This window comes from Perlucidibaca aquatica (genome assembly GCF_001676655.1).
Classification (GTDB): Bacteria; Pseudomonadota; Gammaproteobacteria; order Pseudomonadales; family Moraxellaceae; genus Perlucidibaca; species Perlucidibaca aquatica.
On sequence record NZ_LZDB01000002.1, the window covers coordinates 390,346 to 416,550 of the forward strand.

Below are 26,205 nucleotides of genomic sequence, written 5' to 3' on the forward strand. Positions count from 1 at the left end.
ATGAGCATGGCATTGGCGTGGGACTATCCTCAACCGCATACCGTGGCGTTAACGGTATTGCCTGAGCACATCGATGTGATGCGCCACACCAATAACGTGGTCTACCAACAGTGGATGGAGGCCGCAGCGTGGTCTCACTCACAGGCCCACGGTCTCGGCCCTGAAGAGTATGAGGCGTGTGGACACGGCATGGTGGTGCGCCGTCATGAACTGGACTACTTAGCCGCGAGTCATCTCCATGAAGAGCTGGTGATGGCTACCTGGCTGTTAAAAGTCGATAAGCTGTCCACCCATCGTGTGTATCAAATCATTCGCCTGAGTGATGGCCTGACGATTTTTCGCGGCTCCACTCATTTGGTGTGTATTGAAATTGCCAGCGGGCGACTCAAGCGCATGCCAGCTCATTTTTATGAAACATACTCTCGCCTGGTGATATCGCCAGCGAGTCAACCTGAAGAGATTGCGTGATGGATTGGACGTTAGCGTGGCAAGCCGTGGTCATGGGTGTTGTGGAAGGGATCACCGAATTCTTGCCGATTTCCAGTACAGGTCATTTGATTTTAACGGCCGCTTGGCTGGACTTTTGGACAGAGGAAAAGCGCGGGGTTTTTGAGGTCGCCATTCAGCTCGGTGCTATTTTGTCCGTCTGCTACCAATACCGTGAGCGTTTGTGGGGCGTGGTGACGCAGCTCGGTCAGGCCGGACCTCAGCGCTTTGTATTGAATGTGTTGGTGGCCTTTATGCCTGCCGCGCTGTTGGGATTTTTCTTCTTATCCACACTCAAGTTGTATTTCTTTAACCCAGCCTCAGTGGCAATCGCACTGGTAGTGGGTGGCGTGGTCATACTCTGGGCAGAGCGTCGTCAAACTCCGATTCGCGTGCATACCGTGGATGATATGCGTTGGCAGGACGCGCTTAAGATTGGTCTTGCGCAGTGTTTGGCATTGATTCCAGGCACCTCCCGCAGTGGCGCGACGATTATTGGCGGCTTGCTCTTTGGCCTCTCGCGTACCGCAGCGGCGGAGTTTTCCTTTTTCCTCGCCATCCCCACCATGTTTGCGGCCACGCTTTACGACAGCTACAAGCACCGTGAGCTGTTTGCCTTGGCGGACCTCCCGATTTTTGCCATCGGCTTTGTGGTGTCTTTTCTGGTGGCTTTGCTGGTGATTCGGGCCTTGATGCGCTTTATTTCACAGCATGACTTCACCGTTTTTGCGTGGTATCGCATTGCCTTTGGTCTAGCCATTTTGCTGGGCGTTGGCGGCAGCGCGTGGGCCTAACACGGCTTTGCGTTGATGCTGCGCTGACGCTTGAGCGTCAGCAACTGGCGCAGGCGTTGGCTGTTCAGCTTGGTTTATCGCTAGCGCTACTCACGGATCGTCGTGAACTGCTGCCCTCGCGCCATGAGCGTCAAGACACAGACGCATTGGTGTTGTGGCTAGATGCGCAAGGCTTAGGCTTGCAAGCCATTGAGAAGCCACTGCCAGCTCCTGTGAGAGTCGATTTTGCTTCAGATGCCCTGCGCTGGCGAACGGCGCAAGGCGGCGGTGGTGGTGAGGCGGTGGTTAAGGCCTGTGGCGTTAAACCACATATGACAGGCTCGGCGCGATTACGGGTGCTGGATGCTACGGCGGGCTGGGGGCGTGATAGCTGGCTCTTGGCTCATGTAGGTGCCGACGTGCAGAGCTGTGAACGCTCACCCATTGTGCAAGCCTTGCTCCGCGATGGCTTGTCACGCGCATTAGCCAACCCTGAAACCTGCGCAACCGCGTCACGATTGCAGCTTCATGCGGGCAGTGCGCAATCCGTATTAATGCAGTTACGCGAGTTGCCCAGCCAGGATCGTCCAGAGACGGTTTACCTAGATCCCATGTTCCCGCACCGCGACAAATCTGCGCTGGTTAAGTTGGATATGCGTTTGTTTCGGCAGGTGGTGGGAAGTGATGATGATGCCGATGAGTTGTTGTTGCTGGCTCGGCAGGTCGCGACTCGGCGCATCGTCGTAAAACGACCACGCCACGCCCCTGACTTAGCGGGTGTGGCGCCGCATCAGCGCATGGAAGGTCAGAGCAATCGCTTTGACCTGTATGCACCATTACTTTAAGCCGCTTTTGTTTAAGCCGCTTTAGCCTTTTTGCGTTCTTTGCTTTGCTCCAGTGCGAGCAACGCGCTCGCCACTTCCTCATCGGTAATGAGGGTGACCTGCAATACCGCCTGACGGATACCGCTGGGTAGCATTTGCAGGGCATCGTTAGCCAGCGAACTCAAGCGTTCGTCAAAGACTAGGCGCTTGTCATCGCTAACGCAGAGATAGCCCAAGCCTTTCAGCGTATCGAGGAAGTTTTTGAACAAGGCCTTGTCGAAGAACTCAGGCGCACTGAACTCACGAACGAAGGACAGGCGCTGCGCCAGCAGATGGCAAAGCTCTTCGAGTTGTTGCTGCGTGAGCTTGTCGGAGCCACGCTGATTCAGCACGGTGACGGTCATGTGGTAACGCACCAGGGTCTGTCGCAGCGCTCGGCTAAGGATGTGCAAACGGGCGTAATCGGCGGTATTCGAACCTGGCACGACCCAGGTGTCATCCTGCGTGCGCTGCACGAGGTTTTGCTCCGCCATCGCGGCTAAGGTTTTGGCGACGATGGCAGGCAACTCATCATCTTGCCAAATCAGGAAGAGCTCTGAGCGCAGGAAGGGATAAATGGATCGCACCATTTTCAGCAACTGCTCCATGCTGGCGTGATTATTTTGCAGTAACAAAATAGCCAGCAGCGAGGGCAGAGCGAACAGGTGCAGGGTGTTATTTCGGAAGTAGGTCATCAACACCGCTTCTTCTTCTTGCAGGTAGAGCAAGTCACCCAGCGGATGCTTTCGGCGCTGAAGGATTTTCAGCTCTTCGCCATAAGCGACCATTTCGCTTCCCGTCATTTCCGTAATCACAATTTTGTCGTGATAGGGCACGGCTTGAAGCAGTGCTTTATTGAGTTCGAGTTGCTCAGCGAGTTGCTCTTCGTCGATGGCGTGCTTGGGCGTGGATAGCAGCACCAAGCTAAGCAAATTCACCGGATTGACCACCGCACTCGCGTTGATTTGCGTGGTGATGGCATCGCCGATGGCTTTCGAGGTAGTCACAAACTCAGGGCTTTCGGCTGCATTGGGGTTGTCACGCCAGCCCGGCATGTTGGCATCCAATACATCATTGAGATAAATCGGGGTGCCGAAGCTCAAGTGCACGCGACCAAAGACTTTTTGTAGCTTACGAACCGACATGGCTAAAGCAAACAGGTTTTCTTTCTGCTTGGGCTTACCTTGTAGCTCGCCAATATAGGTGCCGCCTTCCATGAGTTTTTCATAGCCAATATAGGCGGGCAGAAAAACCAAGGGGCGCTTGTGATCACGCAAGTAGCTGCGCAACGTCATGTTCACCATGCCCAGCTTGGCATTGAGCAAACGCCCTGTGCGGCTGCGGCCGCCCTCAACAAAGTACTTGATGGGGAAGCCGCGACTCATGATCTGGTGCAGGTACTCATGAAACACCGTGCCGTAGAGAAAATTGTCGCGGAAAGTGCGGCGCAGGAAGAATGCGCCCGAGCGACGTAAAATGCCGCCAACAATGGGCATGTTTAAGTTAGCGCCTGCTGCAATGTGCGGCGTGGTGTAGCCGCGCGTGAAAATGACATAGGCCAGCAGCAGGTAATCAATGTGGCTGCGATGGCAGGGCACATAAATCACCTCGTGGTCAGCGGTATGCTTCTCCACAGTATCGAAATGATGCACCTCAACGCCGTTGTATAAGCGCGTCCACATCCACGTCAAAAAGGATTTCAGTGCGTTGACGACCGGGAAAGAGTAGTCGGCGGCAATTTCGTTGCAGTAGATACGCGCTCGTGATTCAGCGACTTCGCGGGTCACGCCGCGCTCACTCACCTCACGATCAATACTGGCCTGAACCGGTGCGGAATTGATGATTTCATTAAACAGCGTGCGACGGTGCGATAAGTCCGGGCCAATCACAGCGGTGCGCTGACGACGGAAATGCACGCGCAGGACTCGGGAGACTTTGCGTAGCGTGAGCTCACTATTCTGGCCTTCATCACAGAGGTGGCGCAGTGAAATCGGCGCATTGACGCGCAGCATCGTGGTGCGACCTTGTACGAGCACCGTAATGAATTGTTTTAAGGCTGATGGGGTCGCCCAGGAGTCAGCAAATAAGACTTTTAACAGCGAGCTTTCTTTATCTGGCGAGCGGCCCCACAAAATGGTGACTGGAACCAGTTGCACGTCCAGCGTGCTATCCGCTTTAACCGCTTCGATGAGTGACTGAAGTCGGGGCGAATGCTGATGGCGCGGTTTGATCAGTGGATTCGGCTGTTCACCACGGGTTAAGCACAGAATCGAGTGCTTTTCGCGCAGACCGTGCTGGCGCATGGACGCCAAGGGGCGGGGCATGCCCAGATTCATTGCTTCGCTTTCCAGCACCAACACGTTCGAGAGCAGGCGGCTTTGCAGGACGTAACAAATTGGCTTATTTGGGTCTATGCCTAAGCTGCGCCAATCGTGCGGCATGACTTGAGTGCGTACCCAAAGCATCATGGTTTTACGAATAACCAGACGAATCAGACGATCCAGACCAAACAATCGAAACATAGTGCAACCTCAAGGCAACGACGCAGAAAAATGAAATAGCGCCAAACAGTTTCGCGAGTGTAACAAAAGCCTGACAATAAACGCCTAAGCAGTCAGCCTATCTGTCTGGAAATTGCCACAACCTGAGGTGTGCCCATGTCCGCTGTTATGCAAGAGTTGTTGCAGTTACTTGATTTGGAACCCATTGAGATCAATCTTTTTCGCGGCCAAAGCATTAATTTATTTGGAAAAAATGTATTTGGCGGGCAGGTTTTAGGGCAGGCGTTGATGGCTGCCGGACGCACAGTGGAAGATCGCTTAGCGCATTCGCTGCATGCGTATTTTTTGCGTCCCGGCGACGCCACAACACCGATTGTGTATTCCGTAGAGCGTGTACGAGACGGCAAGAGCTTTACCACCCGCACGGTCAAAGCGATTCAGCATGGCGAAATCATTTTCACCATGATGGCGTCTTTTTCCATTGCAGAAGATGGCCTAGACCACCAAATGCCCATGCCGACAGTTCCCGCACCTGAGGAGCTAAAGAGCGAGCTGGAACTGCGTCGTTTGGTGGCGCCATTCGTACCGGAGAAAATGCGCGCCATGATGGAACGAGACCGTCCCATTGAGTTACGCCCGATTGATCCCGTGAATCCTTTCGCGCTGAGCCCTAAACCACCGCATCGAGCACATTGGATGCGATCCCAAATGGCGCTGCCTGATGACCCCTTCTTGCATCAGTGTTTGTTAGCGTTTGCTTCTGATTTTGCTCTAATGGGAACAGCCATGCTGCCGCATGCGGTGCACTTTATGCAGCCCTCCATGCAGTGCGCCAGCATAGACCATGCTATGTGGTTCCATCGCCCAGTGCGCATGGATGAATGGCTGCTCTACAGCATGGATGCACCCTCAGCATCGTCTGCAAAGGGGATTAATCGCGGCCTGATTTATGACCGTGATGGCGTGCTTATCGCTTCAACGGCTCAGGAGGGTCTGATGCGTCAGCATGAGTTGCTGGCGCGGTAATATCAGGCGCCGGTCTCTTGCTGGGGAGACCGGCGAAAGTTGAGAATCGTACTCGTCGCGCTCTCTTCGCTCGCCAGAGTGGGCGGGCATAAAAAGGCTTTCAACTCCACTTCCCGTTCTTTCGCTTCGCTATAGCCCAACTCGATTAATGCTTTCGTGAAGGGTGCTTCAAAAATTAGGTAGCTCAGTAAGTTAGAGCCTGATTTCTTGAACATGCCGGAGCCGCGTACAAAGAGCTGAATGGAAGCGGGCAGGGTGTGGGCATATTGCGCCGCGAGCACCTCAAGTTTGTCGAGCTGAGGGGAGATCACCATATAGTTCACGGGCTTGAGTGACGTCGTGGCCAGTCGCTCGGGCGGTAGAATGCTGACCGTATGGTTAATACGGTGCATGCGCTCTAAGTCCATTTCCAAACTGTCCACAAAAGAACTGCTCATGATGTGGCCAATGATTTGAGCCAAGCTGGGGTAGCTCATGACCGGCGATTTAGCGGCACTGCCTGCACCCGTTCCAGCACCGATGACCAAGATGCGGCTCGCACCCAAATGCAGCGCTGGGCTGATCGGTGCAAGCTGACGCAACGCGCCATCACCGTAGTATTCGCCGGCGACATCCACGGCGGGAAAAATCAACGGTATAGCACTTGAGGCCATCAAATGTTCGTGGCTGAGGAGGGTGCGACGTCCGCGACGCCGTGCGCGATGCCAATCGGTTAGGTGCGGAGCGCCTTGGTAGAAATTCACCGAATCGCCACGGCTATAGCTGCAGGCAGTGATACACAAGGCCTGAAGATGTCCGGCATCGATCATGCGTGGCAGTTGTTTGAGATCAATAATTTCGCGCAACAGTTCACCCAGTGGCGAATTGTTCAGCAGGGACACCGGTACGGTTTTGTTGAACATGCCTAAGGCCAAATTGCTAATCCAGCGGAAGGCGCTGCCTAGCACGCCTTGCCAGTCAGTGCGATACACTTGCGAGCTCGAAAAATTCGCCCACACCTCATGCAACTTATCAACGCCGGTGCCAAACGAGTCGGCACAAGTGGCTAGCGCTGCTGCATTGAGTGCACCTGCAGACGTGCCACAAATAATCGGAAACGGGGTGCTGTGACGGTTCGGCAGCATTTCGGAAATAGCGCGCAGTACGCCAATTTGATAAGCCGCGCGAGCACCTCCGCCAGACAAAACCAGTGCAGCCGGTCCAGTAGAAGTATCGATTTCCAGATGGCTTTGATCGGGTCCATTCATGACTACAATTCCTATACCGAGTTTGATTTTATCGTCTGCTTGCTTTTTCAGCGATGCAAGATCAATTCGTCTGTGTTTTGCAGGCTTTTTGCTGTCCGCCTGTAGTCGACCTCGGCCATGCGTTAAGCTGTCAACGAACAGATAAAAGGGGGATGGCATGGCGGATGGCAGGCGGCAATGGCGCTGGCGACTGGGGTTCGTTGTCGTAGCGATAGTTCTTTTTGCGCTGCAATTTCGTGACCTGCCCGACGGTGTATTAGGTCAAGAAATTTTCTGGCAGCTGCGCCTGCCAAGGCTGTTGTTGGCGGCATTCGCGGGTGCAGCATTGGCATTGGCCGGGCTATGGCTGCAAACACTGTTCCGAACGGCATTGGTCGAGCCTGGATTGCTCGGTGTGTCTTCTGGATCTGCCTTGACCGCGATTATTTTTCTCGTGCTTTGGCCGGCTGCCTGGGTGTGGATGCCCTTAGCTGCCATGGTGGGTGGAAGCTTGGCGCTGTTTATGGTGCTCGCGCTGGCCAAGCGTTTTCAGCTCCAGGGAGAGGCCTTGTTGTTGCTCGGCATCGCGCTCAATGCCCTATTAGCGGCAGCGATGCAAATGCTGCTGCTGATCAGCCCAGATCAAGCCTTGCGCGCCAGTAGCTTCTGGCTAATGGGCAGTTTCGCCTATGGTGAAGCGCGATTATTGTTGCCGGCGATAGCCTTGCTGGTGGTGTTTACGGTGTGGGGTATGCGCCGCGCCAGTGCTTTTGATCTCTGGTTGCTGGGTGAGCGCGAAGCGGGCCACTTAGGTCTGCCCGTTGCCCAGTTTCGACGTCAAATTATGTGGGCCAGTTCCGCCCTAGTCGCGCTGGTTGTCGTGCAGTCAGGTAGCATTGCGTTTATTGGCCTGATGGCGCCGCACATGGCCAGTCGCTGGGTGGGTTGTAGTCATCGTGTGCTTACCCCCGCCGTACTGCTCATTGGCGCAATGTTGGCGGTGTTTGCCGATGCCTTGGCGCAAACCTTGCTGAGCCCGCTGGAAATCCCGGTCGGCATTCTGACTGCGCTGCTGGGCGCTCCCTTCTTTCTTGCGCTGCTGCGCTTGCGGTGGCAGCGATGATGCAAATTTCAGCTCAGTCCTTGTGCAGTCCAGATGGCCGTGTGGTGCTGGAGCTACCAGACCTCCACTTGCAGGCAGGTGAATGTTGGCTGGTGTTAGGGCCCAATGGCGCGGGTAAAAGTACGTTCTTACGACATGCCGCAGGTCAATCCGCGGCGAATTCGCTTGTGCTGACTCAGCATTGGCGCTGGCAGGGCAAGCCCTTACCCAAGTGGCACGATAATGCCTGGGCGCAACAGCGCGCGTATTTGCCTCAGCAGCACCACTTGCGTTCTGCCTTGAGCGTTGAAGCGATCGTGCGCATGGGGGCTTTCCCGTGGCAGGGTGTGCATGCGCAGCTGACTCATGCCTTGGTTGGCATCATCGAGGAATGGGATTTACAGCATCTACGTCATCGGTCATGGACCACGCTGTCGGGTGGTGAGCAGCAGCGGGTTCAGCTCGCGCGAACCGCTTTGCAATTGGCGTTAGCCGAAACCGATAAACCACGGCTCTGGCTGTTAGACGAACCCTTAGCGGCGCTTGATTTGCGTCATCAAGCGGTGGCGTTGTCCGCCATGCATCAAGCCGCCAAGAAAGGGGCTTTGGTGGTGGCGAGCGTGCACGACATGAATGCTGCCCTAGCGATTGCTAGCCATATCTTGGTGTTAGGAAACGGGGCTGTACTGTGGCAGGGCGCGGTACAGGCAGAACCTGTTCGTGAGGCACTTGCCGAGGCATTTTCGTTGCCCTTGGTGTGGGCGAGTTGGCAGGATGGAGAGACTTCAGGGCAATGGCTAGTGCCACGACCCTGAAGTGACTTGCCACTTACAGCGCGGTCACGGTACCCGCGAGATGCGGCTTTCCTTTGCGTGCATCGTTGACGGTAAATTGATAGCCCGTGCTCGTGGCTTCCGAACTGAAAGCGACTTTAGCGGGCAACAATATCGGCAACTTAAACTGCACATCCACGCGATAAGCATTTGGCAGGCGACCATCAAGCGCCGCTAAGCAGGCGGCTTTGCTCCACATGCCATGGGCAATAGCTTGTGGAAAGCCCAGCAGTTTGGCGGTGGCGGCATAGAGATGGATCGGGTTGCGATCGCCAGAAACAGCGCCGTAACGACGACCAATATCCCCTGGCACCGTCCAAATCGAGGAAGGCGTGGAGGATACAATGCGCGCAGGCTTTTCGGACTTCGCGGATTTTTCTGCGGGTTTAGCCTCTGCTTTTGGCGTGGCTTGGCGGCGCAGATAGGTGCTGATATCCACCCACACTTTCTCTTCGCCCACAAAGGCTTCGCTGATCAGGTCAAACGTCACGCCCTTATCGTGCGGCTGTAAATTGCCCACACGGGTACGGAAGGTGACTTGCTCGCGCACATTCACTGGGCGGAGCTGATCAATGGTGTTGCGAACATGGACGAGGCCGAGCAGCGCATAAGGGAACGCGGCGTCGGTCATCACTACTAACTGCAGGGGCGTGCTTAGCACATGCAGGTAGGTCGAAGGCACGGTATCGCGCAGAGTAAAACCGCAGGTGCGGTTGTACTCGGCGAGATGTGCGAGGTCGATGCTTTGATCACGCAGCACCACCTCTAAGTCGGGCAGCGTATGGCTGCCCTTTTTATTGAAGCCACCCAGCACCGCCTTGGCATAAAGGCTCAAGGCACCTGGGGCTTTTGCGATTTCACGAACTGTCATGGTCAAACTCCAGCGCTTAGGCGCCGATCAGGCTCTGGCCGCAGACGCGAACAATGTTGCCGTTGACGGCATTCGAAGCCGGGTTGGCGTACCAAGCAATGGTTTCTGCGACATCAACGGGCAGGCCACCTTGCGACATCGAGTTCATACGACGACCGGCTTCGCGGATGGCGAACGGAATCGCGGCTGTCATTTGCGTTTCAATGAAGCCCGGAGCCACGGCATTGATGGTGATGCCCTTGGCCTGCAGGCTTGGCAGCATGCTGTTAACCATGCCGATAACGCCGGCCTTGGACACGGCATAGTTGGTCTGACCCATGTTGCCGGCGATGCCCGAGATCGACGACACGCAGATTACGCGGCCATTGGCACGAATAGCGTTTTGAGCGATCAGCTCGTCGTTAATGCGCTCTTCCGAGGACAAGTTGATGTTAATCACCATGTTCCAGAGCTGCTCTTTCATGTTGGCCAGCGTCTTGTCGCGAGTCACACCCGCGTTATGCACGATGATGTCGAGACCGCCATGAGCATTCTTGACGTGGGCAGCAATGCTGGCTGGCGCTTCGGCCGACGTGATGTCCAAGGCTAGAACTGAACCACCAATTTCACCGGCAACCTTGTTCAGGTCGGCTTCTTGCTGGGGTACGTCAAGGCAGATTACGTGAGCGCCATCACGCGCCAAGGTTTGTGCAATGGCTTCGCCAATACCGCGCGAGGCGCCGGTAACGAGGGCAACTTTGCCAGCCAGTGGCTTGTTCCAATCCGGAGTTTCACCAGCGATGCCAGTGGCAGCAATACGCACGACTTGGCCAGACACATAGGCCGACTTTGGCGAGATGTAGAAACGCAGGGTCGATTCCAAACCGGCTTCTGCACCCGGAGCGACATACACAACCTGAGCGGTAGCACCCTTTTTAGCTTCTTTGCCGATGGCACGGGTAAAGCCTTCGAGGGCGCGCTGGGCAGTAGCGTGCTTGGGGTTGTCGCAAAGCTCAGGGGTGCGACCAATGACAACGATGCGTGCCGAATTAGCCAGCTTACGAATCACGGGGCTGAAGAAGCTGTGCAGGGCAATGAGGTCGTCGGAGCGGGTGATGCCGGACGCATCAAAGACCAAGGCTTTAAATTTCTGACCATCTTCTGCGCTGGGTGCATAGGACACGGTGGCCAGGCCGGCGCTGGAGGCGAGGCCATGAACGGCGCTATCAGCCGCTGCAAATACCTCTGCCTTGATGTTCGCCAGCACTTGCGTGATGGCGGCAGTGAGTTCGCTGCCCGCGGCCGCGCCCACCAGAACGGCACCTTTAACAACGGGCGCTTCTGGCTTGAAGCGATCCAAAGCCAGTGGCGCCGGCAGGCCGAGATTCTTTGCCAGCAGTTGGCCCAGCGGGGAGTTCACAAAATCAATATAACGATCGCTCATGACGAGGTCCTCTCACAGGTAAAACAGCCAAGACTTTGTCGCGAAAAACGACACAAGTCGGAAGATTTTGACGGCATCGGGCCGTAGAAGTGCGGAGACTAGACAATTCGAAGGAAATTGGCGAGTACTGACGCGCGCACAACAAATCGTTAACATGCCGCCGACGCAGACTAACAAAGGCAATGGCAACAGAGTTTGCCGGTTGCCAATGCATTTACTGCATTTCGGCCAATGACCTGTTCAACGCTTGTGCTAGCGTGGCAGGGGTAATCAACAGGAGTTTCACATGACCACCATCCGTCGTGTCGCCATTGTCGGCGCCAACCGTATTCCATTCGCACGCTCCAACAGCGTGTACGCCACTGCTTCAAACCAAGACATGTTGACTGCCGCATTAGACGGCTTGGTCGATCGCTGCAACCTGGGTGGCAAGCGCATTGGTGAAGTGGTTGCCGGTGCCGTGCTCAAGCACAGCCGTGACTTCAACCTCACGCGTGAATGTGTTCTGAGCACCAAGCTCGATCCTCAGACCACTGCGTATGACATTCAGCAAGCCTGCGGCACTGGCTTGGAAGCCGCTATTTTGGTGGCTAACAAAATCGCCCTCGGTCAAATCGACTCCGGCATCGCCGGTGGTGTGGACACCACATCCGATGCGCCTATGGCACTGAGCGATGGCCTGCGCGGTGTATTGCTTGAAATTAATCGCTCCAAGACACCTGCTGATCGCCTGAAAGCTGCCAGCAAGCTGCGTCCTAAGCATTTCATTCCTTCTTTCCCACGTAACGGTGAGCCTCGCACGGGTCTGGCCATGGGTGACCATGCTGCCATTACTGCTGCTGAATGGCAGATCCCACGTGAAGAGCAAGATAAGTTGGCTATTGCTAGCCATCAGAAGCTGGCGGCTGCTTACGAGCGCGGTTTCTTCAATGACCTCATCACGCCATACCTCGGCCTCAAGCGCGACCAGAACCTGCGCCCCGAAGCGAGCTTGGAAAAGCTGGCCACGCTCAAGCCCTGTTTCGGAGATCGTGAAACCGGCACCATGACGGCCGCTAACTCCACCCCGTTAACAGACGGCGCATCGGTAGTGCTGTTGGCATCGGAAGAGTGGGCTAACGCCAACAACCTGCCAATCCTGGCTTACTTCATTGATGGCGAAGTAGCTTCCATCGATTTCGTTCACGCAAAAGAAGGCCTGCTGATGGCGCCAGCTTATGCCGTGCCCCGCATGTTGGCTCGTCGTGGTCTGACCCTGCAGGATTTCGACTACTACGAAATCCACGAAGCCTTTGCTTCGCAGGTCCTGTCGACACTGAAGGCTTGGGAGGATCCCACGTTCTGCAAAGAGCGTCTGGGTCTGGATGCGCCTCTGGGTTCGATTGATCGCAGCAAGCTCAATGTTAACGGCTCATCGCTGGCGGCAGGTCACCCCTTCGCGGCAACCGGTGGTCGTATTGTGGCCACGCTGGCCAAGATTCTCAGCGAGAAGGGTTCGGGCCGTGGCCTGATCTCTGTCTGTGCCGCTGGTGGTCAGGGTGTGGTTGCTATCATCGAGCGTTGATGAATTTGCAGCGTCGCCTAACGGTGGCGCTGCAGAACGAACGCATAAAAAAACCGGCGCACATGCGCCGGTTTTTTTCGTCTCAATTTCTCAGTCTAGCGTACTAAAAAAGCGAATTAACCTTCGATTTTCAGCAGTTCGATTTCGAATACCAGAGTTTCGTTAGGGCCAATCTTTTCGCCCGAACCTTGTGGGCCATAAGCTAGGTTGCCTGGGATGTAGAGCTTGTACTTGCCACCAATCTGCATGAGCTGAACGCCTTCAGTCCAACCAGGAATGACTTGGTTGAGCGGGAAAGTAGCAGGCTGGCCACGATCGTAGGAGCTATCGAAAACCGTGCCGTTGGTCAGTGTGCCCTTGTAATGCACGGTGACAACGCTGGTTGCAGCGGGCTTGGCACCGGAACCGGCTTTCAGGGTTTCAATCTGCAAACCGCTAGCGGTGGTTGTGACACCCGCACGCTTTCCATTGTCGGCTAGGAATTTGGCGCCGGCATCAATGGCGGACTTTCCTTTGGTTTCCATTTCTTTCATTTTCTTCTCACGCAGCTGTTGCGCCATCGTGGTCAGAATTTGTTTGCGCTCTTCATCGTTCAGCGCCAGTTCGGCTTTGTCCTGAACGTCTTGCAGGCCTTGTTGTAAGGCAGCGAGATCGATGTCATCACGGATAGGCTCCATCGAGCGACCGATATCGACACCGATGGCATAGCTGAATTTTTGCGTGTCGGACTCAAGGTTGGCTTTGCCGCTGAAGGGATTGTTGCAGGCAGCCAATGTCAGTGAGGCAATCGCCAGCGAAAGAACACGAATTTGAAGCTTCATTTTTTATCCTTGTAGTGAGGGTTAGCGAATTTCAGGTGACCGATTGAAGCGTAATTCAGTCGGGCTTTCCAGTGTTTGTAGCAAATTCTTGCAAGCGTTTGAGCAGGCTAGAGGTATCCCAGCGACCGCCGCCCATGCGCTGTACATCCCGATAAAAATCATTGATGACCGGGGTGAGGGGGAGTTGCACGCCCAAGCGACGCGCCTCCGCTTCCACGATATCTAAGTCTTTACGCATCCAGTCCACCGCAAAGCCATGATCGTATTCGTCCCTAATCATGGTCTGATGGCGGTTGATGAGTTGCCAGGAAGCCCCTGCACCTTGTCCTACTAGTGACATGACTTGCGCCACATCCAAGCCGGCTGCTTCGGCAAAGTGCATCCCTTCGGCGACGCCTTGAATAACTCCTGCCACACAGATTTGGTTGACCATTTTGGCAAGTTGACCTGCGCCAACGGGGCCTACATGGGCTTGTGCTTTTGCGTAGGCGGCCAAAATGGGTTGTGCACGAGCCACTGCTTCAGGGCTGCCGCCACAGAAAATACTGAGCTGGCCATTAATCGCGCCTTGTTGCCCGCCCGACACCGGCGCATCCACGAATTGCTGTTGGGATGACAATAATTGCTGGGCAATCTGGCGCGATACCTCGGCCGACACGGTGGAGTGATCAATGAGCAGGGCTTGAGGCTTGAGCCCCTTTAAGATGCCGCTTTCACCGTGAAGCACTTCGAGTAAATCTTCATCACGACCCACGCAAGTGAGCACAATATCAGCGCTTTGGGCCGCTAGGGCAGGTGAGTCTGCCAGTTTTCCGCCGTACTGGGTCTGCCATTGTTCCGCTTTATGTCGGGTGCGATTCCACACCACTACGTCGTGACCCGCTGCTAGGAGGTGACCTGCCATGGGGAAGCCCATGTTACCCAAGCCGATAAATGCCACCGCTGCCATTACATGCTCCTGTTCGTGATGTGCCCGTGGGATTTTACGCACCTAAGTCAATGAAGGCGTAAAATTTACTTGTAAATGCGAATCTATCTCATTTACTATCTGAGGGTCGATCTCATTTAATGGGTAACAACCTATGTATGTCTGCTTATGTCATGGCATTACGGACCGCGCCATTCGTCAGGCGGCCCAGCGGGGTGAGCAAACATTTGAGCAGTTGCAAGTCAGCACAGGGCTGGCCACTTGCTGTGGTGCCTGTCGTGACTTCGCAGAAAATATTTGGCAGGAGGCACTGAGTGCCGAGGCGGTTGTACGCCTGAGTCAAAGCTCACACACGTGGCAGCCCGTGGTATAACGGTCGCAATTATTCAATAGAGGCGGCTGCCCCATGAAAGGCGATAAAGCGGTTGTATCGCTGCTTAACCAGCAGTTGAAAAACGAACTCACAGCCATTAACCAGTACTTTCTTCATGCCCGCATGTATCGTCATTGGGGCTTGGAGCGTTTAGCGAAAAAAGAGTACGACGAGTCCATTGGCGAAATGAAGCATGCGGATAAGTTGATCGACCGCATTTTGATGCTGGATGGTCTGCCGAATGTGCAGGACATGCACAAAATTATGATTGGCGAAGATGTGCCGGAAATGCTGGGTGCCGATCTGTCGCTGGAAAAGACCGCCCAGTTAACCGTAAAAGAGGGCATTGCGGCCGCTGAGTTAGCGCGTGACTACGTGAGCCGGGACCTCTTGTTAATGATTCTTGAAGATACCGAAGAGCACATTGACTGGCTGGAAACCCAGCAGGACTTAATTGCTAAGATGGGTTTGGCGAACTATCTGCAAAGTCAGGCCTTTCAAGCCTCTTAAGCAAGCGATCTACACTTAGTTAGCAATAAAAAAGCCGCTTGCAGGCGAACCTGACAAGCGGCTTTTTGTTGCCTAAAAGAAGCGCTTAGCGCTTCTCTACGGGTGGCAAGTCGCGTTGCACATAGCCCGTGTAGAGCTGACGCGGACGACCGATCTTGTAAGGGCCGCTGTGCATTTCTAACCAATGCGAGATCCAGCCGACGGTGCGGGCGAGGGCAAAGATCACCGTGAACATGGAGGTTGGAATGCCAATGGCCTTCAAGATGATGCCCGAGTAGAAGTCGACGTTCGGGTACAGCTTACGCTCCACGAAGTACGGGTCGTTCAGCGCGATGCGCTCCAGTTCCATTGCCAGAGCCAGCTGCGGATCGTTGATGTTGAGCGCAGCAAGAACTTCGTCGCAGGTCTGCTTCATGACCTTGGCGCGCGGGTCGAAGTTTTTGTAGACGCGGTGGCCGAAGCCCATCAGCTTAACTTCCTTGGTCTTCACTTTCTCCATGAAGTCAGCCACGTTTTCCACGCTGCCGATCTCATCAAGCATTTTCAGCACGGCTTCGTTGGCGCCACCGTGTGCCGGGCCCCAGAGTGCGGCAATGCCAGCAGCGATACAGGCGTACGGGTTGGCACCCGTAGAGCCGGCGAGACGCACGGTCGAAGTCGATGCGTTTTGCTCGTGGTCGGCGTGCAGCGTGAAGATGCGGTCCATGGCCTTGGCCAGGATCGGGTTAACTTTGTAGTTCACATCAGCCGGCACTGAGAACATCATGTGCAGGAAGTTTTCGGCGTAGTTCAGATCGTTGCGTGGATACGTGAACGGCTGGCCGGCGGTGTACTTGTAGCTCATCGCGGCAATCGTCGGAATCTTGGCGATCAGACGAATAGCGGTAATTTCACGGTGCTTCGGATCATTGACGTCGAGGCCATCGTGATAGAAGGCGGACAGAGCGCCAACAACGCCGCACATCACCGCCATCGGGTGAGCGTCACGACGGAAGCCTTCAAAGAACTTGCGGAGCTGGTCGTTAACCATGGTGTGGTCGGTGACGAGCTTGGTGAATTCAGCCTTCTGTTGGGCATTCGGCAGTTCGCCGTTGAGCAACAGGTAGCAGACTTCAAGGTATTCAGCTTTTTCAGCGAGTTGGTCGATGGGGTAGCCGCGGTGCAGCAGGATGCCCTTGTCGCCATCAATAAAGGTGATCTTGGACTCACAGGCGGACGTCGCCATGAAGCCAGGATCATAGGTGAAATAGCCTTTCGCGAGCACGTCTTTGACATCAATGACATCAGGGCCAAGGGTGCCAGAAGTAATCGGCAGGGTCAGGGTTTCGTCGCCGATAGTCAGCGTTGCAGTCTTGGCCGTCATCACGGTCTCCTTAGAAAGGTCTTACGCTCGCAGCGCGTAGCCGGTGCTGGAAGCGGGGTAGCTTAAATCACAAGGTAAAATTGTCAATGAAGAGCAGCGCTCAGGACGCAAGAACTTCGACTTAAGTACTAGCAATTCCTATGCCCTTGTTGAGCTTTTGTGTGGCAAACCTATTTGTATTACGGAATGTGCGGGATTATACTTTCGCGGCAATCTCGTAACGCCCTTCAGATTATGCAAAATTGCATTTAATTTCAATGGCTTATGAGTGTTTCCGAACCATTTCTAATGGTTGCCAGACCCACCAGACCAACAGGATGCCCTCTGTGAAAAGTAACAGACCGGTCAATCTCTCGCTCGCGACTGTCATCGAATTAAATTTGAAGTCGCCAGTAGCCATTGCCTCCATTTTGCACCGCCTCTCCGGCGTATTGTTGTTCTTTGTCATTCCCGGCTTGCTCTGGCTGCTGGATTGCTCCTTGTCTTCTGCAGAAGGTTTTGCCTGTGTGCAAGCCATGTTGACGGGCACTGTGGGTAAGCTGGTGCTGTTTGTGGCATTAGCAGGCTTGGCGTACCACTTTATTGCGGGCGTTAAGCATTTGGTCATGGACTGGGGCGTAGGCGAAACGCTGGAAGGCGGTCGTACCTTTGCCAAGATCAGCCTTGTGGTGTCGGCACTCGTCATTGCCGCGCTCTTTGTAGGAGTGGTTCTCTAATGAAAAGCGCAACAAGTTTTTCGCGTTCTGGTTTGTCCGATTGGCTGCTGCAACGCGTTAGCGCCATTGTTCTTGCTGCCTACACTGTCTGGCTGGGCGGCTGGTTTCTGATCACGCCGGTGGTGGACTTCCAAACGTGGCACGATTTTATGAGCCAAACCTGCATGCGTATTTTTACGCTGCTGGCTCTGTTGGCCTTTGTGGCGCATGCCTGGATTGGTATGTGGACCGTTTTCACGGATTACTTAACGGTTCGACAGATGGGCCCTAAAGCCAACGTCGTGCGTTTGGTGGTGCAGGTTGCGATGGCGTTGGCCCTGTTTGTGGTCATCGTCTGGGGCATTCAGATTATTTGGGGCAACTAAGTCATGTCTAAAATGCGTACTGTAAATTTTGATGCCGTGATTGTGGGCGGTGGCGGCGCAGGCATGCGCGCCTCGCTGCAGTTGGCACAGTCGGGCTTCAAAACAGCGTTGATTTCCAAGGTATTCCCGACTCGCTCGCACACCGTGTCAGCGCAGGGCGGCATTACTTGTGCCATCGCTTCAGCTGACCCGAATGACGATTGGCGCTGGCACATGTACGACACCGTAAAAGGTGCCGACTTTATTGGTGACCAAGACTCCATCGAATATATGTGTTCGGTTGGTCCGCAAGCCGTTTTCGAATTGGAGCACATGGGGCTTCCATTCTCCCGTACTGAAGAAGGCCGTATTTATCAGCGTCCTTTCGGCGGTCAGTCCAAGGGTCCAGATAACCCCACGCAGGCTGCACGTACTTGCGCTGCCGCTGACCGTACGGGTCACGCGCTGTTGCACACGCTTTACCAGCAAAACCTGAAGTTCAACACCAAGTTCTACATTGAGTGGCTGGCGCTGGATCTGGTACGTAACCAAGACGGTGCTGTTTGTGGCGTCATCGCCATGGACATCGCCAGCGGCGAAGTCGTGTTCTTCAAGTCGAAAGCCACCGTGTTCGCCACCGGCGGTGCCGGCCGCATTTACTCGTCCACGACCAACGCGCACATCAACACCGGTGACGGCGTGGGTATGGCGGCTCGTGCCGGCATTCCGCTGCAAGACATGGAAATGTGGCAGTTCCACCCCACCGGTATTGCCGGTGCCGGTACGCTCGTGACCGAGGGTTGCCGTGGTGAAGGTGGCTACTTGCTGAATAAAGATGGCGAGCGCTTCATGGAGCGCTATGCTCCGAATGCGAAGGACTTGGCGTCGCGTGACGTGGTTGCGCGTTCCATGGCCACCGAAATTCGTGAAGGCCGTGGTGCCGGTCCAGATGGCGAATATCTCTATCTGAAGCTCGATCATCTCGGTAAAGACGTGCTGCACAGCAAACTGCCTGGCATCTGCGAACTCGCCATGACCTTTGCGCATGTCGATCCAGTTAAGGAGCCGATCCCGGTTATCCCAACCTGCCATTACATGATGGGCGGCATTCCGACCAACGTTCACGGCCAGGCTATCAGCACTGATGCCAATGGCAAAGACAGCATCATTCAGGGTCTGTATGCCGTGGGTGAAATTGCCTGCGTATCCGTGCACGGCGCCAACCGTCTCGGTGGCAACTCGCTGCTTGACCTCGTGGTATTCGGTCGTGCTGCCGGTCTTCACATCGAAGATGCATTGCGTCAAGGCATGGAGCAGCGCGAGCCCTCCGAGTCTGACGTAGCCAAGGCACAAGCCCGTATGGCGCGTTGGAATGGTTCGGTCAGCGGCGAAGCAGTGCCAGCTCTGCGTAAAGAGTTGCAGAAGTCCATGCAGAGCGCCTTCGGTATTTTCCGCCGTGGCGAAGATATGGATGTGGGTGTTTCGAAGGTGGCCGAGCTGCGTGAGCGTATTGCGAATGCGCACTTGGGCGACAAGACCAACTCCTTCAACACCGCTCGCGTTGAGGCATTGGAGCTGGACAACCTGCTCGAAACCGCTGAAGCCACCGCGTTGTCTGCTCAGACCCGTACCGAGTCCCGTGGTGCGCACAGCCGTGAAGACTACCCAGATCGTGATGACGAAAACTGGCTGGCTCACTCGCTGTACAACACGGAAACCAAGACCGTTGGCAAGCGTGCAGTTAACTTCGCGCCGAAGCAGGTCAAGGCCTTCCAGCCCAAGGCTCGTACATACTAATTTAGGGGTGCAACATGCTTAAAGTCAGCATCTATCGCTACAACCCGGATACGGATAGCGAACCGTACATGAAGGACTATCAGGTCGACACCCAAGGTCGCGATCTGATGGTGTTGGACATCTTGAACTTGGTAAAAGAGCAAGATGATTCGCTGGTCTACCGTCGTTCGTGCCGTGAAGGGGTTTGTGGCTCCGACGGTCTGAACATGAATGGTAAGAATGGTCTGGCCTGCATCACGCCGGTGTCGATTGCCACCAAAGGCGGCAGTCATCTGGTGGTTAAGCCATTGCCAGGCCTGCCTGTGTTGCGTGACTTGGTTGTGGACATGACCATGTTCTTCAACCAGTACGAGAAAGTTCAGCCGTACGTGATCAATGACACACCAGCGCCGGCTATTGAGCGTCTGCAGTCGCCAGAAGACCGCGCGATGCTCGATGGTCTATATGAGTGCATCTTGTGTGCGTGCTGCACCACATCGTGCCCATCTTTCTGGTGGAACCCTGAAAAGTTCCTGGGTCCATCGGCGCTGTTGCAGTCATGGCGCTTTATTGCCGACACGCGTGACACGGCAACAATGGAGCGTTTGGCTAAGCTCGACGACCCGTTCTCGCTGTTCCGCTGCCGCGGCATCATGAACTGCGTCAGCGCGTGTCCGAAGGGGCTGAACCCGACCAAAGCCATTGGTCACATTCGTAATATGTTGTTGACGCAGGGCTCCTAAGCCTCAGCTCAGCAAATAGTGCGAAATCAAGAGCCCGAGTGATGTTTCAACGTCACTCGGGCTTTTTTATTTCCGTTGGTCAAGAAAAGCATTTTCACACTTTAGTAGTGGTTCCTCACGCCCTGCAATCGCGCTAGTATCAAGCGGTTTTACAGCCATGCCCGCGCCGAAATGGGGCGAAAATCCAGAATATGTCATTGACGCTGGTTTTCTGAACAAGTTCACGTGGGGCATGTGAAGTTGGTGCGTATATTGCTTACTGGCATCGCGCGCTGAATGGTGTAATGGTTTTGCACTGTTTTGGTGAGCACGCACCATCAAGAGAAAGGGATGGGGGTCACGCTGCCTCAAAAAGGCACGTGAGAATCTGATTCAATAGTGGACGCGTGTGTTGAGGCCGATCGCCCAAACACGTTTGCTCGGGAAAAAAAGACTATGCAAGATGGCCAGATGTTGCGCCAGAGAGGAAGTTCGCAACTTTCCGCAGAGAACGCTGCCTATGTTGAGGCGCTGTACGAACAATACTTAGTGGCGCCACAATCAATCCCAGAAGATTGGCGCAATTACTTCGAAAAGCTTCCCCGCGTTGCTGACATTAGTCAGGACACGCCGCATCAAGGTGTGCGCGAGCAATTCCTGCTCTTAGCCAAAAATTCCAGTCGCTCTCAGCCTATGGCCGTTAGCCGCGTCAGTACCGATCACGAGCGCAGGCAAGTCGCGGTACTGCAATTAATTGCCGGTTATCGCAACCGTGGACATCAACGCGCCAAGCTCGATCCGTTGGCCTTGATGCCCAGGCCGTCCGTTCCGGATTTAGAGCTGTCACAACACGGCTTGTCTTTGGCTGATCTGGATACCGTGTTCAACACCGGTAATCTCGCCCTTGGCAAAGAAGAGTGCACCCTGCGTGAAATGGTCGATGCCATGAATGCCATTTATTGTGGCAGCGTCGGCGTGGAGTACATGCATATTGTGGATACCAACGAAAAGCGTTGGTTGCAGCAGCGTATGGAAGGCATGCGCGGTAATCCCAATTTCTCGGCTGAAACCCGTAAGCAACTGTTGCAGCAACTGACGGCAGCGGAAGGCTTAGAAAAATATCTGGGCACCAAATATGCCGGTGCAAAGCGTTTTGGCCTTGAAGGTGGCGAATCCTTGATTCCCATGATGACCGAGTGTATTCAGCGCGCGGGTACCTACGGCACGAAAGAAACCGTGATTGGCATGGCTCACCGTGGCCGTTTGAATGTGCTGGTCAATATTTTAGGTAAAAACCCCGCCAATCTGTTTGATGAGTTCGAAGGCAAAACCTTTAACGCCAAAGGTTCGGGTGATGTGAAGTATCACCAAGGCTATTCGTCAAACATCCTCACCGCCGGCGGTGAAATGCATTTGGCCATGGCCTTTAACCCGTCGCATTTGGAGATTGTGTCACCCGTAGTAGAAGGCTCTGTGCGTGCGCGCCAGGATCGTCGCGGCGATGTCACGGGAAAAATGGTGCTTCCCATTAGCATTCATGGTGACGCTGCATTCGCCGGTCAGGGCGTGGTCATGGAAACCTTCCAGATGTCCCAGACCCGGGCGTATCGCACCGGCGGTACCATTCACATTGTCGTGAATAACCAAGTGGGCTTTACCACCAGCCGTATTGATGACGCACGCTCGACTGAGTACTGCACCGGCGTCGCGAAAATGGTTCAACCCCCCATTTTCCACGTCAACGGTGATGATCCTGAAGCTGTGTTGTTTGTGACACAACTGGCCGTGGACTTCCGTATGGAGTTCCAGAAAGACGTGGTCATCGACATGTACTGCTACCGTCGTCGCGGCCATAACGAAGCCGATGAGCCGTCGTCGACGCAGCCGATCATGTACCAGGTGATTAACAACCTGCCGACCACGCGTGCACTTTATGCAGAACGTCTGCTGGCAGCTGGCGTGATCGCACCGGGTGAAGCCGATGCGATGGTTAATGAATACCGCCAAGCCTTGGAGTCGGGCCAGCATGTGGTGAAATCGCTGGTGATGGAGCCCAACAAAACGCTCTTCGTGGACTGGACACCGTACTTAAACCACGCCGTGGTGGATGAGTGGGAAACCGGGGTGCCTATCGCTGAGTTGCAAGCTCTGGGTAAGCGCTTAGGCGCATTGCCTGAAGGCTTTGTGGTGCAGCGCCAAGTACAAAAAGTGCTGGAAGATCGTCAGCGCATGTGGTCCGGCAACTTGGAATTGAACTGGGGCGCGGCTGAAATCATGGCCTACGCCACCTTGCTCGACAAAGACATGTTGGTACGTCTTACGGGGCAGGACGTGGGGCGCGGTACCTTCTCGCACCGCCATGCCATCATGTACAACCAGAAAGACAACCAGCCCTATGTGCCGCTACAGCACATCAGCAAGCGTGTTCCGTGCTTCGATATCTATGATTCGTTGCTATCGGAAGAGGCTGTGCTAGCGTTTGAATACGGCTACTCCACGACCACACCGAATGCACTCATTATTTGGGAAGCCCAGTTCGGCGACTTTGCGAACGGCGCGCAAGTGGTTATTGATCAATTCATCTCCAGTGGCGAAACCAAGTGGGAGCGTCTCTGCGGCCTGACCATGCTGTTGCCACATGGCTATGAAGGGCAGGGACCTGAGCATTCGTCGGCTCGTTTGGAGCGCTTCCTGCAGCTCTGTGCTGAGCACAATATGCAGGTCTGTACGCCGTCCACGCCCGCGCAAATTTTCCACCTGTTACGTCGTCAGGCCGTGCGCCCGCTGCGTAAGCCGCTCATCATCATGTCGCCCAAGAGTCTGCTGCGCCACAAACTGGCGGTGTCGACCTTGGAAGACTTGGCGCATGGTCGCTTCCAAACGGTAATTGGTGAGCTGGATGCCATTGCGCCAGAGTCGGTAAAGCGTATCGTCATCTGCGGTGGCAAGGTGTATTACGACCTTCTCGATAAGCGTCGTGAGTTGGCACTGGAAGGCGTGGCGATTCTGCGCGTAGAGCAGCTCTATCCTTTCCCCGACAGAATGTTGGTGGATGCCCTGAAGATTTACAGCAACGCCAGCGACGTGGTGTGGTGCCAGGAAGAGCCAATGAACCAAGGGGCTTGGTACAACACGCGCCATAACCTTGAGCGCGTGGTGCGTCAGTGGAAGCCGGAGTTGACCATAGGCTATGCCGGTCGCCCGTCTTCAGCAGCGCCTGCGTGTGGTTCGGTTTATTTACATGCAAAAGAACAAGCGGCCTTGGTCGCCGATGCCCTCGGCACCACAACAGCCTGAATGTGTTAAGCCAATTAGTGAGCTAGAAGGAATATCAAGATGAGTCTGGAAATTAAAGCCCCCGTTTTCCCAGAGTCCGTTGCCGATGGCACGGTGGCTACTTGGCACAAAAAGCTCGGTGAAGCCGTCAAGCGTGACGAACTGATTGTAGACATCGAAACCGACAAGGTGGTGATGGAAGTGGTTGCGCCCGCCGATGGTGTGATCAGCCAAGTCATTAAAAATGAAGGCGATACGGTACTGTCGCAAGAAGTACTGGCGATTTTCACCGCCGGTGCCGCTGCAGCTCCTGCCGCTGTAGCGCCTGCTGCCAGCGCAGCGGCGCCAGCGCCCACTGCATCGGCTCCAGCAGCAGCGGGTCCGGCGGCACGAAAAGCGGCTGCAGAGGCGGGTGTAGACCTTGCCGCAGTCGCTGGCAGTGGCGTGGGTGGTCGGGTTACTAAAGAGGATGTTGCCGCGGCTAAGCCAGCTGCCATCCCTGCGCCGGCCCCAGTGGTTTCTGCACCAGCCTTAGCGTTGTCTGTGGGCGAGCGCGTCGAGAAGCGTGTACCCATGACGCGTCTGCGCGCCAAGGTCGCCGAGCGTCTGCTCGAAGCCAAGCAGTCCACCGCCATGCTGACCACCTTCAACGAAGTCAACATGAAGCCGGTCATGGACCTGCGCAAGCAATACGTGGAGAAGTTCGAGAAGGTTCACGGCGTCAAGCTGGGCTTCATGTCTTTCTTTATCAAGGCCGCCGTTGAAGCGTTGAAGCGCTTCCCCGCTGTAAACGCCTCCATCGACGGCAATGACATCGTCTATCACGGCTTCCAGGATATCGGCGTAGCCGTGTCGTCGGATCGTGGTCTGGTCGTGCCGGTGCTGCGCAGCGTCGAGAAGATGAGCATCGCCGAAATGGAAAAGGGCGTGATGGAGTTTGGCAAGAAGGCCCGTGATGGCAAGCTCTCCATTGACGATATGACTGGCGGCACTTTCACCATCTCCAATGGCGGTGTTTTCGGTTCGCTGTTGTCCACCCCTATTTTGAACCCGCCACAGACCGCAATCCTTGGCATGCACAAGATCCAGGATCGCCCCATGGCCGTGAATGGCCAAGTTGTGATCCTGCCAATGATGTATCTCGCGCTGTCCTACGACCATCGTTTGATTGATGGCAAAGAAGCCGTGAGCTTCCTCGTGGCCATTAAAGAGCTGGTGGAAGATCCGGCCCGCCTGTTGCTGGAAATCTGAGCGAGAGAATTAAGTTATGACGCAACAAGCTGATTTAGTAGTCATTGGTGGCGGCCCCGGCGGGTATGAGGCGGCCATTCGCGCGGCTCAGCTCGGCCTTTCGGTCATCTGTATCGAGCGTCGAGTGCATAAGGGCAAGCCATCGCTAGGCGGTACTTGCTTGAACGTCGGCTGCATCCCGTCCAAGGCATTGCTGGACTCGTCGCACAAGTATCACGACCTGAAAGCGGGTTACGACAATCACGGCATCAGCACCGGCGAGGTCAAGCTCGATCTCGCCGCGATGCTGGCGCGCAAGGACAAGGTCGTTGATCAGCTCACCGGCGGTATTGCTCAGTTGCTGAAGGGCAACGGCATTACCTGGCTGCAGGGCAGCGGCAAGCTGCTCGCGGGCAAGCAAGTCGAGTTCACCCCACTGGAGGGTGAAGTTCAGATTCTTCAGGCCAAGCATGTGATTTTGGCCTCGGGTTCCGAGCCGGTACAAATTCCAGTCGCCAAGCTGGTCGATGATGTGGTGGTCGATTCCACGGGTGCGCTGGAGTTTCAGATAGTGCCGAAGCGCTTAGGCGTGATTGGCGCCGGTGTTATCGGTCTTGAGCTGGGTTCGGTCTGGGCGCGTCTGGGCTCGGAAGTGATCGTGCTGGAAGCGGTGGATCAGTTCCTGCCGATTGCCGATCGTGCCATCGCCAAGGAAACCCAGAAGATCCTGACCAAGCAGGGCCTGGACATCCGCCTCGGTGCGCGTGTCACCGGCACGCAAGTGGCCAATGGCCAGGTCACGGTCAGCTACACCGATGCCAATGGCGAGCACAGCGAAGTGTTCGACAAGCTCATCGTCGCCGTTGGCCGTCGTCCGGTCACGGCCGGTCTGCTCAGCTCGGATTCCGGCGTGTCGCTGGACGAACGCGGCTTTGTCGCCGTCGATGACCAGTGCCGTGCCTCCGTGCCGGGCGTGTTCGCCATCGGCGATCTCGTGCGTGGCCAGATGCTGGCGCACAAGGCCATGGAAGAGGGCGTGATGGCGGCCGAGATCATGGCCGGCCACCATGCCCAGTTCAATTACGACCTGATCATTTCGGTGATCTACACGCACCCGGAAGTGGCGTGGGTCGGCATGACCGAAGAGCGTGCCAAGGCCGAAGGCTTTGACGTGAAAACCGGCCAGTTCGCCTTCGCGGTGAACGGTCGCGCACTGGCCTCGGACGACAACCAGGGCTTTGTGAAATTTGTGGCCGATGCCAAAACGGATCGTCTGCTCGGCATGCATGTCATCGGCCCTGCCGCCGGTGACATCATCCACCAGGGACTGATTGCACTGGAATTCGGCGCCAGCGTCGAAGACCTGCAGTTGATGTGCTTTGCTCACCCGACGCTGTCGGAAGTAGTGCACGAAGCGGCGCTTGCGGTTGATGGTCGTGCGATCCACGCCATCCAGCGCAAGCGCAAGTAACTCTTTT

General features: G+C 55.3%; 23 protein-coding genes. 16 read left to right on the forward strand and 7 right to left on the reverse strand.

Features of this window, described 5'->3' with window-relative positions; all coding sequences use genetic code 11:
- Genes A8710_RS05450 through A8710_RS05460 form a run of 3 tightly spaced genes read left to right on the forward strand, consistent with a single transcriptional unit; the run spans position 1 to position 2,104 of the window.
- Positions 1 to 468: an acyl-CoA thioesterase gene (locus A8710_RS05450; protein WP_082968683.1), complete on the forward strand. Its 468-nt coding sequence runs from the start codon at positions 1 to 3 to the stop codon at positions 466 to 468.
- Positions 468 to 1,280, forward strand: a complete 813-nt coding sequence (locus tag A8710_RS05455) for an undecaprenyl-diphosphate phosphatase (protein ID WP_068858490.1) — start codon at positions 468 to 470, stop codon at positions 1,278 to 1,280. Before A8710_RS05450 ends, A8710_RS05455 begins: the two co-directional genes overlap by 1 nt.
- Entirely contained in the window at positions 1,271 to 2,104 is an 834-nt protein-coding gene (locus A8710_RS05460; protein ID WP_157686310.1) for a class I SAM-dependent methyltransferase, read from the forward strand. Before A8710_RS05455 ends, A8710_RS05460 begins: the two co-directional genes overlap by 10 nt.
- Before the next feature lie 11 nt (positions 2,105 to 2,115).
- On the opposite strand, the gene plsB is transcribed toward A8710_RS05460, so the two are convergent.
- Entirely contained in the window at positions 2,116 to 4,644 is a 2,529-nt protein-coding gene (plsB, locus tag A8710_RS05465) for a glycerol-3-phosphate 1-O-acyltransferase PlsB (protein WP_068858492.1), read from the reverse strand.
- Between the two features lie 135 nt (positions 4,645 to 4,779).
- Here plsB and tesB point away from each other — a divergent pair, with 135 nt between their 5' ends.
- Complete coding sequence (gene tesB, locus A8710_RS05470; protein WP_068858494.1) at positions 4,780 to 5,649, forward strand: acyl-CoA thioesterase II; 870 nt, start codon at positions 4,780 to 4,782, stop codon at positions 5,647 to 5,649.
- Positions 5,650 to 5,651: 2 nt separating this feature from the next.
- On the opposite strand, the gene A8710_RS05475 is transcribed toward tesB, so the two are convergent.
- Positions 5,652 to 6,896: a patatin-like phospholipase family protein gene (locus A8710_RS05475; protein WP_068858496.1), complete on the reverse strand. Its 1,245-nt coding sequence runs from the start codon at positions 6,894 to 6,896 to the stop codon at positions 5,652 to 5,654.
- A 157-nt stretch (positions 6,897 to 7,053) separates the two neighbouring features.
- Between A8710_RS05475 and A8710_RS05480 the strand changes: the two genes are divergently transcribed.
- Positions 7,054 to 7,998: a FecCD family ABC transporter permease gene (locus tag A8710_RS05480; RefSeq protein ID WP_068858498.1), complete on the forward strand. Its 945-nt coding sequence runs from the start codon at positions 7,054 to 7,056 to the stop codon at positions 7,996 to 7,998.
- Positions 7,995 to 8,792, forward strand: coding sequence for an ABC transporter ATP-binding protein (locus tag A8710_RS05485; RefSeq protein ID WP_082968685.1), 798 nt, complete (start codon positions 7,995 to 7,997; stop codon positions 8,790 to 8,792). Before A8710_RS05480 ends, A8710_RS05485 begins: the two co-directional genes overlap by 4 nt.
- A gap of 13 nt (positions 8,793 to 8,805) precedes the next feature.
- Here the strand turns inward: A8710_RS05485 and A8710_RS05490 are convergent, their stop codons facing one another.
- Together A8710_RS05490 and A8710_RS05495 are read right to left on the reverse strand one after the other, a co-directional pair.
- A complete protein-coding gene (locus tag A8710_RS05490) occupies positions 8,806 to 9,681 on the reverse strand; it encodes a MaoC family dehydratase (protein ID WP_068858502.1) in 876 nt (291 codons plus the stop codon).
- A 16-nt stretch (positions 9,682 to 9,697) separates the two neighbouring features.
- On the reverse strand, positions 9,698 to 11,104 hold the full coding sequence (locus A8710_RS05495; RefSeq protein ID WP_068858504.1) for a 3-oxoacyl-ACP reductase: 1,407 nt from the start codon (positions 11,102 to 11,104) through the stop codon (positions 9,698 to 9,700).
- Positions 11,105 to 11,390: 286 nt separating this feature from the next.
- On the opposite strand from A8710_RS05495, the gene A8710_RS05500 reads away from it, so the two are divergent.
- Positions 11,391 to 12,668, forward strand: coding sequence for an acetyl-CoA C-acetyltransferase (locus A8710_RS05500; protein WP_068858506.1), 1,278 nt, complete (start codon positions 11,391 to 11,393; stop codon positions 12,666 to 12,668).
- 116 nt (positions 12,669 to 12,784) lie between these two features.
- On the opposite strand, the gene A8710_RS05505 is transcribed toward A8710_RS05500, so the two are convergent.
- Together A8710_RS05505 and A8710_RS05510 are read right to left on the reverse strand one after the other, a co-directional pair.
- Complete coding sequence (locus tag A8710_RS05505; RefSeq protein WP_068858508.1) at positions 12,785 to 13,489, reverse strand: FKBP-type peptidyl-prolyl cis-trans isomerase; 705 nt, start codon at positions 13,487 to 13,489, stop codon at positions 12,785 to 12,787.
- Positions 13,490 to 13,544: 55 nt separating this feature from the next.
- A complete protein-coding gene (locus A8710_RS05510) occupies positions 13,545 to 14,438 on the reverse strand; it encodes an NAD(P)-dependent oxidoreductase (RefSeq protein ID WP_068858510.1) in 894 nt (297 codons plus the stop codon).
- Between the two features lie 133 nt (positions 14,439 to 14,571).
- Between A8710_RS05510 and A8710_RS05515 the strand changes: the two genes are divergently transcribed.
- Together A8710_RS05515 and bfr are read left to right on the forward strand one after the other, a co-directional pair.
- Positions 14,572 to 14,790, forward strand: a complete 219-nt coding sequence (locus A8710_RS05515) for a (2Fe-2S)-binding protein (protein WP_068858512.1) — start codon at positions 14,572 to 14,574, stop codon at positions 14,788 to 14,790.
- A 33-nt stretch (positions 14,791 to 14,823) separates the two neighbouring features.
- Positions 14,824 to 15,300 carry a bacterioferritin gene (bfr, locus tag A8710_RS05520; protein ID WP_068858514.1) on the forward strand — a complete coding sequence of 159 codons (477 nt, stop codon included), beginning with the start codon at positions 14,824 to 14,826 and terminating at the stop codon, positions 15,298 to 15,300.
- 85 nt (positions 15,301 to 15,385) lie between these two features.
- On the opposite strand, the gene gltA is transcribed toward bfr, so the two are convergent.
- The gene (gene gltA / locus A8710_RS05525; protein WP_068858516.1) at positions 15,386 to 16,663 is read right to left on the reverse strand and encodes a citrate synthase; all 1,278 of its coding nucleotides are present in this window, start codon (positions 16,661 to 16,663) and stop codon (positions 15,386 to 15,388) included.
- Between the two features lie 326 nt (positions 16,664 to 16,989).
- Between gltA and sdhC the strand changes: the two genes are divergently transcribed.
- From sdhC to lpdA, 7 genes are all read left to right on the forward strand, one after another.
- Positions 16,990 to 17,379, forward strand: coding sequence for a succinate dehydrogenase, cytochrome b556 subunit (gene sdhC / locus A8710_RS05530; RefSeq protein ID WP_068858518.1), 390 nt, complete (start codon positions 16,990 to 16,992; stop codon positions 17,377 to 17,379).
- A complete protein-coding gene (gene sdhD, locus A8710_RS05535; RefSeq protein ID WP_068858520.1) occupies positions 17,379 to 17,744 on the forward strand; it encodes a succinate dehydrogenase, hydrophobic membrane anchor protein in 366 nt (121 codons plus the stop codon). Before sdhC ends, sdhD begins: the two co-directional genes overlap by 1 nt.
- 3 nt (positions 17,745 to 17,747) lie before the next feature.
- Entirely contained in the window at positions 17,748 to 19,520 is a 1,773-nt protein-coding gene (gene sdhA / locus A8710_RS05540) for a succinate dehydrogenase flavoprotein subunit (protein WP_068858522.1), read from the forward strand.
- Between the two features lie 14 nt (positions 19,521 to 19,534).
- Positions 19,535 to 20,242: a succinate dehydrogenase iron-sulfur subunit gene (locus tag A8710_RS05545; protein WP_068858524.1), complete on the forward strand. Its 708-nt coding sequence runs from the start codon at positions 19,535 to 19,537 to the stop codon at positions 20,240 to 20,242.
- A 435-nt stretch (positions 20,243 to 20,677) separates the two neighbouring features.
- Entirely contained in the window at positions 20,678 to 23,518 is a 2,841-nt protein-coding gene (locus A8710_RS05550; protein ID WP_068858526.1) for a 2-oxoglutarate dehydrogenase E1 component, read from the forward strand.
- 39 nt (positions 23,519 to 23,557) lie between these two features.
- Entirely contained in the window at positions 23,558 to 24,748 is a 1,191-nt protein-coding gene (gene odhB / locus A8710_RS05555; RefSeq protein ID WP_068858528.1) for a 2-oxoglutarate dehydrogenase complex dihydrolipoyllysine-residue succinyltransferase, read from the forward strand.
- Between the two features lie 16 nt (positions 24,749 to 24,764).
- Positions 24,765 to 26,198 carry a dihydrolipoyl dehydrogenase gene (gene lpdA / locus A8710_RS05560; RefSeq protein WP_068858531.1) on the forward strand — a complete coding sequence of 478 codons (1,434 nt, stop codon included), beginning with the start codon at positions 24,765 to 24,767 and terminating at the stop codon, positions 26,196 to 26,198.
- Positions 26,199 to 26,205 lie beyond the last annotated feature (7 nt).